This is a genomic window from Mycobacterium riyadhense (assembly GCF_963853645.1).
Taxonomy (GTDB): Bacteria; Actinomycetota; Actinomycetes; order Mycobacteriales; family Mycobacteriaceae; genus Mycobacterium; species Mycobacterium riyadhense.
This window is the reverse complement of sequence record NZ_OY970456.1, coordinates 4,970,077-4,985,187: the sequence shown is the minus strand read 5'-3', so window position 1 is coordinate 4,985,187 and position 15,111 is coordinate 4,970,077. Positions and strand designations below refer to the sequence as shown.

The following is a 15,111-nucleotide window of genomic DNA, read 5'->3' as shown; positions in this document are numbered from 1 at the left end:
GGTGGCGCGCAGGATCGACTTTGGGAGTAAGGATAATGATCGAACTCAGTTACAGCACCTTTGGCTTAACCAATGTTGATTTTCTGGATTCCATTACTGAAGTAGACAAGGCTGGATACCCCGGAATCGAGTTAGCCTTTCACCGGGACCATTTCAACCCGTTCAACGTTACCGATGAGTATGTGGGCCTGATCAAAAAACGACTCTCCTCCGTGAAGACCAAAGCCGCTTGCGTGGCGACCGCCTCGCACTTCTTCACCCCCTCCCGTCCCCACGAACCATCCCTGATGAGCCCCGATCTGGCGGGCCGGAAACGCCGCATCGACCTGATCCGCCGCGGCATCGAACTCGCCCGCAAGCTCGATGTTCCGCTGGTGACCTTTGGCAGCGGATTCATCCGCGATGAACACCTGATGAATCCGTCGGCCAACCCGCGTGAGCTGCTGGTCGACAGCATCCATCAATGCCTGGCGAGCGTGCGTGACGATGAAGACATCACGCTGCTGATCGAGCCGGAACCGGGCATGTTCATCGAAACGATAGAACAGGGACTGAGCCTGATCGACGAAGTGAACTCGCCGAAGTTCCAACTGCATGTGGATATGTGTCATTTGTACTGCTCCGATAAGGACTATGTGGGCGCCTTGGCGAAGGCCGCGCCCTACGCCCGTTTTCTCCACGTGTCCGATGCGCGGCGTGGTTACAACCTGAAAATCCTGAAAATGGCGGACGACCTGGAGCCCGATCTTGATTTCGCCAACTACCTGATCTACTTTCCTGAATTCGCGGATTACCTTCTCCTGGATGCCGATCATCCGATATATTTCTGCGATGAGCCCCCTTCCAAAGCGCAGGAAAAACAGCTACACAATCTTTTAGACTCTGTGCACATCACGAAGAAACTCACTCTGGTGAACTACGGCAAACTTGATGCAAGCGTCTCGGCGCATGATGACGAGATTTTCACTTATCTCATTTCCGTTCCTGGCCTGAGCTATGACGTACTCGAACGGGCCCGGCCGATCATCCTGTACTTGCGGACTACGAGAGACACGCGAGGCAAGTTATTGATGGACAAGATGGTCGCGAATACGTTGACTGGTATCGTCCACTTCCATGAGGTTCCCGGCGAAGGGACGATGGACTTCGCCGCCAGTTTCAAGGCGCTGGTCGATAACGGTTTCTCCGGTTATGCGTCAGTGGAGTTGTACCACCACGTTGCGTCCTGGGAGCAGGCGATGAACGACAGCTTCAAACACTTGTCGCAGTTTGTTTAGAAAATTGTAACTTCGGTTGCGGAAGTACAGGAGCGCTTATGGTTGACCTGAAGCAGCTCGGCTGGGATGCTGAGACGGTCGGCGAACTCGATCACCGATTATTGAGGGCACCGCATGTAAAACTCCGCTCCGCAAATGTGGGATCTCGAGGCGATGTTGTCTATTGTGTTGACCTACGTATCAGTCAACCCAACGTGGAATTTTTGTCGTCGACGGAAATGCACTCCCTCGAGCACTTTCTGCTGTATGGCTTTGTCAAATACATGACGGCGAACTTTCTCTCTGTTGGATTGATGGGTTGTCAAACCGGGTTTTACCTTGTCCTTTATAACGAAGGCAACGCCGAAACGATCTGCAGCACCTACGAGGCTGTTCTCAACGATGTATTGGTCGCGAGTGAAGTCCCCTACGCTAACGTCCAACAGTGTGGCAACGCCAAAAATCACAGCGTGGAACTCGCCCAGGCCGTCGCCAAAAAAGTGCTGGATGCACGAGCAAACTGGCGGCGGGTGGTATGACGGACATACTGTTCACTAGGCGCGTCAAATACGCGTCCACAGTCGAATACGAAGTTGCCAGCGCGCCTAACATCTTCGATCCACAGAATTTGGCTTTGCTCTCCTCGGGGAAGGTCAAAAATGGTTGCCGCTTCGTTGTCATTGATGAAAACGTGGATCGACATTATGGCGATGACATGCGAAGCTACTTCACGCATCATGGTATCAAGACCAAGATCGTTGTATTCCCCGGTGGCGAAGAGAACAAGACCGCCGAATACTATTTCTCCATTGTTCGGGAGCTGGATGCCTTCCCCATCCATCGCCGGGACGAACCGATCATCGCCATCGGTGGTGGCGTGTTGACCGATGTGGCGGCTTTCGTGGCAAGCACCTATCGCCGCGGCGTACCGCATATCAAAGTGCCTACCACGTTGATGGGGTATGTCGACGGGTCGGTAGGCATCAAAAATGGCATCAACTTCAATGGAAATAAGAACCGCCTCGGCGCCTTCCAGGCTCCGCAAAAGGTACTGCTCGACAAATCTTTCTTGCGCACCCTGCCACGCCGCCACCTCCTGAACGGTGTTTGCGAGATCATCAAGTTGGCGGTCATCACGGATGCACACTTATTCCATATATTGGAGACTTGCGGACCTGAAAGCGTCGACGTCCATTTGCAAAGTGATGCGGGCTGTACGATTCTGAACCGCGCCGTCGCCGGGATGCTTGAGGAACTCGAGCCCAATCTCTTTGAGGCGGACCTCGACCGCAAAATGGATTTCGGTCATACCTTTAGTTACGGATTAGAAACCCGCCACGAATCGGACCTTTTACATGGTGAGGCGGTGTTGCTCGATGTGCTCCTTTCGGTCTTGATCGCGCGCGCGCGCAACCTGTTGACCGATGAGGAAACGAGCCGAATCTTCCAGCTCGTCGAAAAACTCACAATCGTGTTGGACGTGTCACTGCTTGAACCGCACCAGCTCTGGGGCTCATTGCAGGAGCGCGTCTATCACCGCAACGGATTGCAACGCGTACCCATGCCACAAGGCATTGGGAACTGCATCTTCCTCAATGACATTACGTATAACGACATAGCGAATGCTACGAAAGCACTTGAGAACTGGATGGTCCTAGGACGATGACAGCATTTGATAATGTAGACGGAAACGAGATTGAGAAGTTTGACAGTATTTCGCAGATCTGGTGGGACCCGAAGGGTGAAATGGGGGCGCTGCATGCTGTCAATCCCTTGCGCACAAAATTCATCACGGAGAGAGTCGCTGTTCGAAGTCGAGAAGTTCTGGATGTGGGCTGCGGGGGCGGCATCCTTTCGGAGGCGTTAGCGAAAACGGGCGCACGTGTGACTGGCATAGATTTATCACTGCAATCGCTGGACGTCGCGCGAGATCACGCCCGACGAGAAGGATTGAATATCGAATACTTGTATGAGAGCGTCGAAAGGATCGCGGAGAAAGACGCGGGCCGCTTCGACGTTGTCACATGTATGGAAATGCTCGAACACGTGCCGGAGCCGGAGCAGATCGTGGCGGCGTGCGCCAAAGCGTTGAAACCTGGAGGACACGCCTTTTTCTCGACCATCAACCGTACGCCGAAGGCATTCCTGTTTGCGATCATCGGCGGCGAATATATTCTGCGTCTGCTGCCGCGTGGAACCCACACGTATAGCAAATTGATCCGCCCGGCGGAATTGACAGCTTGGAATCGGAGCAACGGTCTGGATTTTGTCAGGTTCGCTAGCTTGATCTACAATCCTTTCACCAGCAAATTCAAACTCGCCGCGGCGATTGCGGATGTCAACTACTTGGCGCATTTCACCAAAAAGACCTAAACGAGTCGACAACGGAGTCATCGCGGATGAAGCGTTTCTTAGCCCTATCCCGGACCACGCATGGTGTTTTGGACCTCGCCACTCCCGCCTTTGCGGCGGGGATTGCGTTGGGAAGCTTCCCCGCGTGGCGGGTCATTCTTCTTGCGGTCTTCACGGGCTTCGCGGCGTATACCGCAATCTACGCATTGAATGACCTGGTTGGCAAAGCTGTAGATGAGGAGAAGTTTGCGGGCGGCATCAATCCCGGCTATTCCGTCGAGGCGTCTGGTCTGCGGTACCCGTTGGCGCAGCAGGCGCTGAGCTTTCGCAGTGGAATCCTTTGGTTTGCGCTGTGGTTTATTGCTGCAATGATTGGTTCGTATTTTCTTAATCCGGTTATCGCGGTGATTCTGGTCATCGCATCTGTTTTGGAAGTTGTCTATGTGCTGCTGCTGAAAGTCACCTACTTGAGAACATTGATCAGTGGGCTGGTGAAATCCAGCGGACCTGTTTGCGCTATCTTTGTGGTAGAACGCACGCCCTCTGCCGCGTTGGTTTTATTGGTACTCGCCTGGGTTTTTTTCTGGGAGATCGGCGGACAGAATGTACCGGCCGACTGGAACGATACCGTGGAAGACCGGCGAGTCAACGCCAAGACAATTCCGCTGGAACTCGGCACGCGAACAGCAGGTAACGTCGTTCTGTTCTCATTGGGAATCACAGTCGTCGCTAGCCTATTTATGCCATTCGTTTCACCACTAAAACTCGGTGTCCCTTACGTGCTGGCAAGCGCCGCGGTTGGCGTCTTTTTGCTCCTCTTGCCTGCTTGGCAACTGCACCGCAGTCGCGAAGGGAGACAAGCCGCCAAGCTGTTTGACAGCGCCAGTTTTTACCCGCTGGCGCAATTAATCATCGTCATAGTGTTCGTTCTGATTAAGTAATCCTCGGGCGTGCCCCTATTCGTGGCGGGAGACCGTGGAATCGACCAGTGCCAACAATGCCCGTCGAGCCGCGCAATCGGGTAAGCAGGCAAGCTCGTCGCGCGCCTGTGCGGCGTAGCTGGCGACGGCTTCCTTGGCCTTAACCATGCCCGTGGCGGTTTGGAGCAATGCGACGACTTCGGCAAGGTTGTTGTTCGGGCCGTCCAGCGACTTGCGCATGGCGGGCGTTTGGTGCCCTTCGCCCAGGTCAGTGGCCGGTAGCTGCTCGGGTTGGTCGGAGTTGCTGGCGATGGCGACAATGTCGTCGGAGATATGAAAGGCGGTGCCGACTAGGCGGCCCAGCCGCGACAGGCGAACGGTCTGCTCATCAGTCGCGCCCGAAAAGGTCGCTCCCAACTTGGCGGACGCCGCGACCAGAGACCCGGACTTCTCGCCCACGCACTGTAGGTAGTGGTCCAGGAGATCAACCTGGTTGGCTGTGCCGCGGGTCTCGCGCATGTGACCCGTGACCAGCTCAGCGAACGTCTCGGCGATAATTCCGAAGGCGCGGGTGCCCAGCCGCGAGCCCAACCGTGAGGCAATGGCAAACCGGTAGTCGCCCACCAGGATTGCGACGTTGTTGTCCCAGCGGCTGGTCGTGCGACATGCCGCGGAGCGCACCTGGGATTCATCCCGCACGTCGTCATGACAAAGCGTCGCCAGGTGCATCAATTCGATGGCCGCGCCCGCCACGGCGACCTGCCACGTGTTGGGATCCGGGCCAAACTGGGCGGCAAGAACGGTGAAAAGCGGCCTGAGCCGCGTGCCTTCGGCATGCAGCGGAGGCCGCACCGCGTCGCGGATAATCTCCTCACTCTGGGAGAGTTCGGTGCTGATGAGCTCGTCGATTCGGGTGACGCCGTTACAAACGCTGGCGCCGAATTCCGAGTCTCCAAGTGTTACGCCCGCGGCCACGCTCATCGGTGTCCTCACGCGTACAACTTAGGGGCTCTGTCGGCGTCGTGTAGGCGTATTCGGCGCGGTGCTCAGTGCAGGATGAGGGTTACCGTCTGACCCAGCGCTGCGCCGGCCACCGTCGTTGCCACCCGCGCCGGCAGCGCCACCAATACCACCCGGTCGTTGTCGGCGGCCTGGTGCTTGGGCTGGCCGGAAATCAGAACCACGATGGCGTCGGTGGCCAGCACGCGGGAAACGGGCTGCGAGTCGTGCGTCGGTGCGGCCAGCACGTCGACGACATCGCCGACCCGGACCAGGTCGACCAGGGCACCGTCGGCCATATGTAGCGGCACGATGCGGGCGCCGGGCCCGGCCGTCGATTCGGCTAGCCGGCTGCCCAGCAACCGGACGTCGGTGAGCATCTCGCCGCGCCGGGTCGGACCGGCCAGGGTGGCACCGACGACCGAGCCCAGGTTGGTTTGTGATCCGTCGGGAACCGTGGTCGTCAAACGCTTCTCCAGCCGAACATCGTCGGCGGTCAGCGCGGTGCCCGGGCTGAGGTCACGCGCGGCCACCACCACATCGGTACGATCGCCGTCTGGATTCGACCGCAGCGTGGCCAACCCTGCCAACACCACGAGTCCGCCGGCGGCGATGCGTCGCGCCAGCACGGTTCGAGACCAGTCCGGTCGCAACGATGTTGATATCCGGCTGAGCAGGGTTGGATTCAGCGATTGCCGCACGCCGCAACCGTAGGCGCGGTGCGGCGTCGGCGATGCCGCTCAGCAACGTGATTTGTGGATAACTTGCTAGCTCGAGGCGGCGGTGGCGGTTTTGGCGGGCGTGGTGCTGCCGCTCGACTTTTCGCTTGATCCGGGCTTCTCGCTCGACCCAGAACCCGAACCCGACTCGCTCGTCGCGGATCCGTTGCTCGAGCTGTTGGCCTTCTTGCCTGGCTCGCGGCTATCGGTGCGGTAAAAGCCGCTGCCCTTGAAGACCACACCGACGGCGTTGAATAGCTTGCGCAGCCGGCCCGAGCACTGCGTGCAGGTGGTCAGCGCATCGTCGGTGAAGGCCTGCACAACGTCGAAGCGGTCACCGCATTCGGTGCACGCGTAGCTGTAGGTCGGCACAGAAAACCTCCGGATGATATAAACGCTGAGTTAGCACTCTACCGTGTCAAGTGCTAGAACCGCCACGTGAGCTGGATCATTCCCCACATGGCAACGCGATGACGCCGCGCTGGGGCGTGAGTGCGTGAGTCATCGGCACATCGTGCGGTTCTGCGGGCAGCTCGTCGACGAATTCGGCCTCGCGCACCATCGCGACCAGGTGCGTTTGCGGATTCCGAGCGCGCAACGAGCGGTCATAGAAGCCTTGGCCTCGCCCCAGCCGCACACCTCGACGGTCCACCGCCAGCGCCGGCAGCAGCACTAGGTCGGCCTCGGCCAACGCCGTCTCCGGCAGCCAGGGCGGTTGCGGCTCGAGCAGCCCCCAGCGCGCGGTGATCAGCCCACCCGCTCGGTATTCGCCCCAGCGCAGCGGCAACGGAGTGTTGTCGGCCGTGGTGCGCGCCACCGGCAACAGCACCCGATCCGCGCTGCGCAGCAACACATCCAGCATGTCGATCGAGCCCGGCTCGGCGCCCACCGGGACATACGCACAGACGGTACTGCCGCTGGTCACCATGCGTTCTAGGTGCTCACAGAGCATTCTGGCCTCGGCGGCGCGGACGTCGTCGGCAACGCGACGCCGGGCCGCCAGCAGCTGGTCGCGCAACGCTGCCTTGCCCGCGGTTGCCATGTCCTCAACGATGGCAGCCCGGGCTTTCACGCCGCCACAGCGACTCCGCAGATTTATGGGGCTATGGTTTGAACGATGTCACGCCCAGAAGTACCGATCCCATTTACGGCGATCGTCCCTGCCGCCGGCCTGGGCACGCGGTTCCTCCCGGCGACCAAGACGGTGCCCAAGGAACTGTTGCCCGTCGTCGACACTCCTGGCATCGAGCTGGTTGCCGAAGAGGCGGCGGCCGCCGGTGCCGAGCGCCTGGTGATCGTCACCTCCGAGGGCAAGGACGGTGTCGTTGCGCATTTCGTCGAAGACCTGGTGCTCGAGGGCACCCTCGAGGCTCGCGGTAAGAAAGCCATGTTGGCCAAGGTGCGTCGGGCCCCGGCATTGATCAAGGTCGAGTCCGTCGTGCAGGCCGAGCCGCTCGGACTGGGACACGCGATCGGCTGTGTGGAACCCACGCTGTCCGACGACGAGGACGCCGTATCGGTGCTGCTGCCAGATGACCTAGTGCTGCCGACGGGCGTGCTGGAGACGATGTCGCAGGTGCGGGCCCTGTACGGCGGCACGGTGTTGTGTGCCATCGAGGTGTCGCCGGATGAGATCAGCGCCTACGGCGTTTTCGACGTCGAGCAAGTTCCCGACGCTGACAATCCCGACGTGCTCAAGGTCAAGGGCATGGTCGAAAAGCCCAGGGCCTCCGACGCGCCGTCGATGTATGCGGCCGCCGGCCGCTACGTGCTGGACCGCGCCATCTTCGATGCGCTGCGCCGCATCGACCGCGGTGCTGGCGGCGAGGTGCAGCTCACCGATGCGATCGCGCTGCTGATTGCCGAGGGCCACCCGGTGCACGTTGTGGTGCATCGCGGTTCCCGACACGACTTGGGAAATCCCGGCGGCTACCTCAAGGCTGCGGTTGACTTTGCATTGGATCGCGAAGACTATGGCCCGGACTTGCGGCGATGGTTGGTGGCGCGATTGGGCCTGACCGAGCAGTAGCCGGCCGATATGACCGGCCCAGTTCGCCACATGGGTCGACGGAAAGGCGCGCTGTGCGTTCTGTGGAAGAGCAGCAGGCCCGAATAACGGCAGCAGCGGTAGCCCCGAGGCCGATACGTGTTGCCATTGCCGAGGCGCAGGGATTGATGTGTGCCGAAGAAGTTGTGACCGAACGCCCCTTGCCCGGTTTCGATCAGGCCGCCATAGACGGTTACGCCGTGCGCAGCGTCGACGTTGTCGGAGTGGGCGATGCCGGCGGAGTCGAGGTTTTCGCTGAGGGAGACCTTGACGGCCGCGACGTGCTGACCCTGCCGGTGATGGGAACCATCGAGGCCGGTTCCCGCACACCCAGCAGGCTGCAGCCGCGGCAGGCGGCCCGCGTGCAGACCGGGGCACCGCTGCCGACGCTCGCCGATGCGGTGCTGCCGCTGCGGTGGACCGATGGTGGCATGAACCGAGTTCGGATTCTGCGCGGTGCGCCGTCGGGCGCCTATGTGCGGCGCGCCGGCGACGACGTGCAGCCGGGCGACGTCGCGGTGCGGGCCGGCACGATCATCGGCGCGGCTCAGGTGGGGCTGTTGGCGGCGGTCGGCCGCGAACGAGTGTTGGTGCATCCGCGCCCGCGTCTGTCGGTCATGGCCGTGGGGGGCGAGCTGGTCGACATCTCGCGGACCCCGGGCAATGGACAGGTCTACGACGTCAATTCCTATGCGTTGGCCGCGGCAGGACGGGATGCCGGTGCGGAGGTGAACCGGGTCGGCATCGTCAGCAGCAACCCCAGGGAACTCGGGGAGATCGTCGAGGGTCAGATCAATCGAGCCGAAGTGGTGGTGATCGCCGGCGGCGTCGGCGGTGCGGCGGCCGAGGCGGTCCGCTCGGTGCTGTCCGAACTTGGTGACATGGAGGTCGTGCGGGTTGGCATGCATCCGGGATCCGTGCAGGGCTTCGGGCAGCTCGGCCGCGATGGCGTCCCCACATTCCTGTTGCCGGCCAATCCGGTCAGCGCCCTGGTGGTCTTCGAGGTGATGGTCCGGCCGCTGATTCGGCTGTCGCTGGGTAGGCGACAGCCGATGCGCCGAATCGTGCAGGCGCGCACGCTGTCCCCGATCTCCTCGGTAGCCGGGCGTAAGGGCTATCTTCGTGGCCAGCTGATGCGTGATCAGGACAGTGGCGAATACCTGGTGCAAGCATTGGGTGGCGGTCCCGGAGGGTCATCGCATCTGCTGGCAACGCTCGCCGAGGCCAACTGTCTGGTCGTGGTTCCCAGCGGCGCTGAGCAGATTCGCACCGGTGAGATCGTCGATGTCGCCTTCCTGGCTCAGCACGGCTGAGCGGGTGCACTCCGAATCCTCGTGAGCCTGTTGCGCCCAAATTCCCGGCATCCGGGCTGGCCGATGGAGGTTGGTCCGCTGCGGGTTCCGGCGGGCGTTATCCGGCTGCGCCCGGTGCGGTTGCGTGACGGCGCGCAGTGGAGCCGGATCCGGCTCGCCGACCGCGCGCACCTCGAGCCGTGGGAACCCAGTGCCGACGGCGATTGGAATGTCCGCAACACGGTTGCCGCGTGGCCGACGGTGTGTTCGAGTCTGCGTTCGGAGGCCCGCAAGGGTCGCATGCTGCCGTACGTGATCGAACTCGACGGGCAGTTCTGCGGTCAGTTGACCATTGGCAACGTCACGCATGGCGCGCTGCGGTCTGCCTGGATTGGCTATTGGGTACCGAGCTCGGCGACCGGGGGAGGGGTGGCCACGGGAGCTTTGGCGCTGGGGCTTGACCACTGCTTCGGCCCGGTCATGTTGCACCGCGTGGAGGCCACGGTGCGCCCGGAGAATGCGGCCAGCCGGGCGGTGCTTGCAAAAGTCGGATTCCGCGAGGAGGGGTTGTTGCGTCGCTACCTCGAGGTCGACAGAGTGTGGCGAGACCACGTCTTGGTGGCGCTGACCGTCGAAGAGGTCTACGGGTCGGTGGCCTCGACGCTGGTGCGGGCCGGGCACGCCAGCTGGCCCTGACGGATCGAGCATGGGTGTGGCTGGCGCGACACGTGTGGCGCGTGGTGCTTGTGGGAGAGAAATTACAGGTGTGTAATTGTCCTGGGCCGGCCGCGCTGGCCACCGATGCGCCTCGCCGGTGAAAGGAGCAGGTCATCATGCCAAGCATCCCGCAATCATTGTTGTGGATCTCGCTCGTGGTGCTGTGGCTGTTCGTGTTGGTTCCCATGCTGATCAGCAAACGCGACGCGGTCCGGCGTACCAGCGACGTGGCGCTGGCGACCCGGGTACTCAACGGCGGCGCGAGTGCGCGCCTGATCAAGCGTGGTGGTCCGGCCGCGGGTCATCGCAGCGACCCGGACTGGAAGCCGGAGGAAGACTGGACGCACGAGCCGGTCGATGAACAGCAAGCTGAGCAAGACAGTGACCTTGACGAGGAAGCCGACGAGGTGGACCATCGGCGCCCGGTTGTGATGAAGGTTGCCGCCGCCCAGGAGCCGGACGAGGCCGACTATCTGGACGTCGATGTCGTCGAGGACTCAGGCGCCCTTCCGGCGGGAGCGGGTTCCCTCGATGAAGTAGCTGAAGCGGAAGTCGCGGAGCCCGCGGCCGACCCACAGGCTGACCAGGAACGGGCCGACGACGAATACGAGTACGTCGAGGATTCGTCCGGTTTGGAGCCCGGGGGAGACGAGGACGACGACGAGGATGTGTTCGCATCGGTGACGCCGGGGGCATCCCGGCGACGCCGATTCGAAACAAAGACCGCCGCTGCGGTCAGCGCGCGCAAGTACGCATTCCGCAAGCGCGTGCTGATGATGATGGCGGTGATCCTGGTTGGCTCGGCCACCGCCGCGTTCGAAGTGACGCCGATCGCGTGGTGGGTATGCGGCAGTGCCACCGCGATAACGGTGCTCTACTTGGGGTATCTGCGCCGACAAACCCGGATCGAGGAGAAAGTCCGGCGCCGCCGGATGCAGCGGATGGCGCGTGCGCGGCTCGGCGTGGAGAACGCGCATGACCGCGAATACGACGTGGTGCCTTCGCGGCTGCGCCGCCCGGGCGCGGTGGTGCTAGAGATCGATGACGAGGACCCCATCTTCGAGCACTTGGACAATGCGGTGCCGATGCGCAACTACGGCTGGCCCCGTGACCTGCCGCGGGCTGTCGGCCAGTAGTCCTCGCGGTTCGGCCATTGGGGTTCGCGGCTGGTAGCCTGCTAGCGATCAGGGGCTATGGCGCAGTTGGTAGCGCGACTCGTTCGCATCGAGTAGGTCAGGGGTTCGAATCCCCTTAGCTCCACAGTGTGGTGAGCAGACGCAAAAGCCCCCGAAAACGGCCGTTTTCGGGGGCTTTTGCGTCTGCTCACCACACATGGGGTACTCGTTGTGAGTGGTTCCTGGCAACCCGGTGAGCACGCTGCTCGTCGATACCGACGACCTCGGTGAGGCCGAGGTGAAACTGAGTGCGGCCATTTCGAAGTTCCGGATCGGCACCCGTTCCGGGGACGCGCCAACCTGGACGCGTTGCTCGCGCTCACATGTCGGGTCGGTCACTATCGACGACGCATACCTCACGTACGACATGAGCTACGACAGCGAACCTTCCGACAAGATGCTGCTGTGCCGCGTCCGCACCGGCTTCATCGACGCTCAATACCCGGACTGGGAAGCCGGAACGTTCGGCACGGGTGAGGTGGCAGCGTTCGGTGTCACCGACGGAGTGCCATTCGGCGGCCACGTTGACCGAGCGCACTACACCATCGTCATGCTCGACAGGAACATGTTGGGCAAGGTCGCGGCGCTGGCGCCGGGCACCAAATCGCAAGCGGTCCGACTGACCGGATCAGCACCCGTGTCTCGCGCGGCCAACCAGCACATGGTCGACGCCATCGACTACGTATGCCACTGTGTCGCCGCCAATCCGCAGGCCATGGAGCAACCGCTTATCGCCGGGGCGGTCGAGCGTTATCTGGCCGCCAGCGCCCTGGCGACCTTCCCCAACAACGCCCCGCTTGACGCCACCGCCGAAGACCGCCATGACGGCACGCCGGCGGTGGTGCGACGGGCGATCGCATTCATTGAGGAGAATGCCCAGGCCGCCATCTCTGTCGCCGACATAGCCGCCGCCGTCTACATGACGCCGCGAGCGTTGCAGTATGCGTTCCGGCGCCACTGCGAGTGCACTCCAATGGAATACGTCCGCAAAGTCCGCCTGCAGTATGCGCATCGCGATCTTGCCGGGAGCGACGTGCTCGCGACGACGGTTGCCGACGTTGCCCGTCGTTGGGGATTCGGCCACCTGGGCCGGTTCGCGGCCTACTATCGGCAGGCCTACGGCCAAAGTCCGCACGACACGCTGCGCCAATAGTCGCTACCCTAGGATTTTCCGAGCGAAAACAATTCCGGTGCAACGGGTTTAGTGACATATGTGCGTGCACCCGACGAAACAGTAAGCACAATCGGTAGGCCGGCGAGACCTTTGGTCACATCGGCGAAGCGCTGCGCGTGCTGCATATCGGTGATGAAAATCGCACTCGCGCCAGGCGGGATGTCATGCGGAACCCGGGCCCCGCCGTCGGGTGCTTCGCCGGGTCCCAGTGATGTGCCGTCTTTCTCGGCGCGGATCGCCCACTCGTCGACATGGAACGGTGCCCGCCCGGTGTTGACGACCTTGACGCCGAGGACGAAGCGGCCGGGCTGGAGTTGGTCCGCCGCGCGCGCCAGCGCATCGCTCGCGTTGGAGCCGGCGTCGTTGGTGACCAGCCCGTGGGGTGTCAGTAGGCCGACTACGGGTGTCAATTTTGGTTGTGCGCCTCTGAGCCGGAAGGCAGCTAGTTGCCAGGCGAGCGATGCGGCCGCGAGTACCGTGGCAACGACACCGAGGACGAACGCGGCGACGGTCACGGTGCAAGGCCTGGCAGGGCTGTCGGCATTGCGATGGATTATCACGTTCTGGCGGCCGTGTCTAGCTCTGATGGTGCGGAATGCGCTGCGGCCGCACCGATTCGGCGTGAAGTCTGATGAAGTCCCAAAATTCGGCTGAACATTCGCTAAGACACGCGTGGCGACGCTGATCCCGCGTCGGGTTAACCCTACAGTCGGGACATGAGCACCAAGTACTATCTGCAGAAGGTACCCGTCGAATCCGTTGAGCCGGGCTTTTCGCTGGCCGTCCGCGACGGTGACGACTACCGCCTCTTTCAGGTCGAATGTACCCAGATGTCTCAGCGCAGCGGCCGGCCGGTGATGATCAAGTTGGTGTCCGAGCCCGTCGATGGCGGTGATCCGTGGGTCTTGGAACATGAAGCGGGCACGCCGGTAGTCCGGCTTCTTGGCGTTTGCGAGGCCGCGTCCTAAGCCTGTCCCAAGCTGCGTCTTAGCGCCTGTCAGCCGGCATTCTGATGCGGGCTTCGCGGCGGCGACAACCGCACTGAGGCCGTAACAGCAGACAGCATGAAATGTTTCGTTGCCTCCCGTCGGCAGATCTTCGGCCAACGGCGCGGTGAAATTGCCTGGGCCGCAAGCAACGTCGAGCAATCTGCCAGCGGTGGGCAAACCCAGAGCCGTCGCCGCGCGGCGTTGCCCGGCCCGCGTCGTAACGCCACTGGCGCGGTAGAAGGACGTTGGCCGCCATAGCCTTTGGGAGACGGTCGCAAAGAACGAGCTGTTCATCGCCCGGTGAGCGAACGTCGGAACCCCAGCGGTCGTCGATTCGCCCGATACGTCGCGGAATCCGTGCCGCACCACGGCGGCCTTGTTGCGGAGACTACATTTCGGTCCATCTTGCCGCGGCAACAGCCGACGCCATAACCTGAGTCCGATCTGATCGCGGAGCAGCAGGGCGGATATCGCAGTGGCCGAATTGATCGGCGCGCGGGTGGCGGAACTCGCGGGAATGGACATCTTCGAGGGATGCCCGGCCGAGGACTTGATGCCCTTGGCGGCAAGTGTTGCGCCCCTGCGGGCGGCCGCCGGCCAGGTGCTGATGAAGCAGGGGGAGCGGGCGGTCTCATTCTTGCTGATCTCCTCGGGTAGAGCCGAAGTCAAGCACCTTGGCGATGACGGTGTCGTGGTCGTCGGGCGGGCACTGCCGGGGGTGATCGTCGGCGAAATCGCACTGCTGCGGAATATTCCACGAACGGCGACGGTCACCACGATGGAACCGCTGACGGGTTGGATCGGTGACAACGACGCCTTCGCCCGGCTGGTGCACATCCCCGGGATCATGCGGCGGCTGCTGCGCACGGCTCGACAGCGTCTTGCCGCCTTTATTACGCCGATTCCAATTCGGATTCGTGACGGGACCGAGCTGTTGCTACGCCCGGTCCTGCCCGGCGACGACCAGCGCACCGTGCACGGCCACGTTCATTTTTCCAGTGAGACCCTCTACCGGCGGTTCATGTCGGCTCGCGTCCCCAGTCATGCTCTGATGCAGTACCTTTCGGAGGTCGATTACGTTGACCACTTCGTCTGGGTGGTGACCGACGAGGGCGACCCCGTGGCTGACGCGCGTTTTGTCCGTGACGATACCGATGCGACGATCGCCGAGATCGCGTTCACCGTCGCCGACGCGTACCAGGGACGGGGGCTCGGAAGCTTTCTGACCGGCGCGTTGTCCGTGGCCGCCAGCGTCGACGGCGTCGAAAGATTCTCTGCCCGGATGCTTTCCGACAATGGACCGATGCGAGCGATCCTGGACCGCCATGGCGCGATCTGGCAGCGTGAGGATGTCGGGATCATCACCACCGTCATCGATGTGCCCGGTCTGCATGACTTGGGTTTCGGGCCGGAGATGGCTGACCAGATCAAACGGGTCGCCCGTCAAGTGATTGGGGCGGTCGGCTGAAAG

Annotated in this window: 17 protein-coding genes and 1 tRNA gene; 13 read left to right on the top strand and 5 right to left on the bottom strand. The window is 62.1% G+C overall.

Going from position 1 to position 15,111, the window contains the following annotated elements; all coding sequences use genetic code 11:
• Positions 1–35: 35 nt before the first annotated feature.
• From AADZ78_RS21890 to AADZ78_RS21870, 5 genes are read left to right on the top strand one after another with little or no spacing between them, the layout of a single operon-like run.
• Positions 36–1,277, top strand: a complete 1,242-nt coding sequence (locus tag AADZ78_RS21890; RefSeq protein ID WP_085253245.1) for a sugar phosphate isomerase/epimerase family protein — start codon at positions 36–38, stop codon at positions 1,275–1,277.
• Positions 1,278–1,315: 38 nt separating this feature from the next.
• Positions 1,316–1,795 carry an S-ribosylhomocysteine lyase gene (locus AADZ78_RS21885; protein ID WP_085253244.1) on the top strand — a complete coding sequence of 160 codons (480 nt, stop codon included), beginning with the start codon at positions 1,316–1,318 and terminating at the stop codon, positions 1,793–1,795.
• Positions 1,792–2,922, top strand: a complete 1,131-nt coding sequence (locus AADZ78_RS21880; protein ID WP_085253243.1) for a sedoheptulose 7-phosphate cyclase — start codon at positions 1,792–1,794, stop codon at positions 2,920–2,922. The genes AADZ78_RS21885 and AADZ78_RS21880 overlap by 4 nt, the downstream gene beginning before the upstream one ends.
• Positions 2,919–3,629, top strand: a complete 711-nt coding sequence (ubiG, locus tag AADZ78_RS21875; RefSeq protein ID WP_085253242.1) for a bifunctional 2-polyprenyl-6-hydroxyphenol methylase/3-demethylubiquinol 3-O-methyltransferase UbiG — start codon at positions 2,919–2,921, stop codon at positions 3,627–3,629. The genes AADZ78_RS21880 and ubiG overlap by 4 nt, the downstream gene beginning before the upstream one ends.
• 26 nt (positions 3,630–3,655) lie before the next feature.
• Positions 3,656–4,549, top strand: coding sequence for a UbiA family prenyltransferase (locus AADZ78_RS21870; protein ID WP_085253241.1), 894 nt, complete (start codon positions 3,656–3,658; stop codon positions 4,547–4,549).
• 15 nt (positions 4,550–4,564) lie between these two features.
• Here AADZ78_RS21870 and AADZ78_RS21865 read toward each other — a convergent pair whose 3' ends face one another.
• The 4 genes from AADZ78_RS21865 to AADZ78_RS21850 all read right to left on the bottom strand — a co-directional run bounded on the left by AADZ78_RS21865 (position 4,565) and on the right by AADZ78_RS21850 (position 7,288).
• Positions 4,565–5,521: a polyprenyl synthetase family protein gene (locus AADZ78_RS21865; RefSeq protein ID WP_085253240.1), complete on the bottom strand. Its 957-nt coding sequence runs from the start codon at positions 5,519–5,521 to the stop codon at positions 4,565–4,567.
• Between the two features lie 53 nt (positions 5,522–5,574).
• Positions 5,575–6,228, bottom strand: coding sequence for an SAF domain-containing protein (locus AADZ78_RS21860; protein ID WP_085253239.1), 654 nt, complete (start codon positions 6,226–6,228; stop codon positions 5,575–5,577).
• A gap of 66 nt (positions 6,229–6,294) precedes the next feature.
• The gene (locus AADZ78_RS21855; protein ID WP_085253238.1) at positions 6,295–6,618 is read right to left on the bottom strand and encodes an FmdB family zinc ribbon protein; all 324 of its coding nucleotides are present in this window, start codon (positions 6,616–6,618) and stop codon (positions 6,295–6,297) included.
• 76 nt (positions 6,619–6,694) lie between these two features.
• Positions 6,695–7,288, bottom strand: a complete 594-nt coding sequence (locus AADZ78_RS21850) for a 5-formyltetrahydrofolate cyclo-ligase (RefSeq protein ID WP_085253237.1) — start codon at positions 7,286–7,288, stop codon at positions 6,695–6,697.
• A 75-nt stretch (positions 7,289–7,363) separates the two neighbouring features.
• Between AADZ78_RS21850 and AADZ78_RS21845 the strand changes: the two genes are divergently transcribed.
• From AADZ78_RS21845 to AADZ78_RS21820, 6 genes are all read left to right on the top strand, one after another.
• Entirely contained in the window at positions 7,364–8,275 is a 912-nt protein-coding gene (locus AADZ78_RS21845) for a UTP--glucose-1-phosphate uridylyltransferase (protein WP_085253236.1), read from the top strand.
• A gap of 53 nt (positions 8,276–8,328) precedes the next feature.
• Positions 8,329–9,606, top strand: coding sequence for a gephyrin-like molybdotransferase Glp (glp, locus tag AADZ78_RS21840; protein WP_085253235.1), 1,278 nt, complete (start codon positions 8,329–8,331; stop codon positions 9,604–9,606).
• A gap of 21 nt (positions 9,607–9,627) precedes the next feature.
• Complete coding sequence (locus tag AADZ78_RS21835; RefSeq protein WP_204801981.1) at positions 9,628–10,281, top strand: GNAT family N-acetyltransferase; 654 nt, start codon at positions 9,628–9,630, stop codon at positions 10,279–10,281.
• Between the two features lie 137 nt (positions 10,282–10,418).
• Positions 10,419–11,438 carry a gephyrin-like molybdotransferase receptor GlpR gene (gene glpR / locus AADZ78_RS21830; protein ID WP_085253233.1) on the top strand — a complete coding sequence of 340 codons (1,020 nt, stop codon included), beginning with the start codon at positions 10,419–10,421 and terminating at the stop codon, positions 11,436–11,438.
• A gap of 51 nt (positions 11,439–11,489) precedes the next feature.
• Positions 11,490–11,562: transfer RNA gene (locus tag AADZ78_RS21825), tRNA-Ala, on the top strand.
• 90 nt (positions 11,563–11,652) lie between these two features.
• Positions 11,653–12,630, top strand: coding sequence for a helix-turn-helix transcriptional regulator (locus tag AADZ78_RS21820; protein ID WP_085253232.1), 978 nt, complete (start codon positions 11,653–11,655; stop codon positions 12,628–12,630).
• An 8-nt stretch (positions 12,631–12,638) separates the two neighbouring features.
• On the opposite strand, the gene AADZ78_RS21815 is transcribed toward AADZ78_RS21820, so the two are convergent.
• On the bottom strand, positions 12,639–13,166 hold the full coding sequence (locus AADZ78_RS21815) for a hypothetical protein (RefSeq protein ID WP_085253258.1): 528 nt from the start codon (positions 13,164–13,166) through the stop codon (positions 12,639–12,641).
• A gap of 201 nt (positions 13,167–13,367) precedes the next feature.
• On the opposite strand from AADZ78_RS21815, the gene AADZ78_RS21810 reads away from it, so the two are divergent.
• Complete coding sequence (locus AADZ78_RS21810; RefSeq protein ID WP_085253257.1) at positions 13,368–13,619, top strand: hypothetical protein; 252 nt, start codon at positions 13,368–13,370, stop codon at positions 13,617–13,619.
• A 538-nt stretch (positions 13,620–14,157) separates the two neighbouring features.
• Entirely contained in the window at positions 14,158–15,108 is a 951-nt protein-coding gene (locus AADZ78_RS21800; protein ID WP_139829072.1) for a GNAT family N-acetyltransferase, read from the top strand.
• Positions 15,109–15,111: the final 3 nt, after the last annotated feature.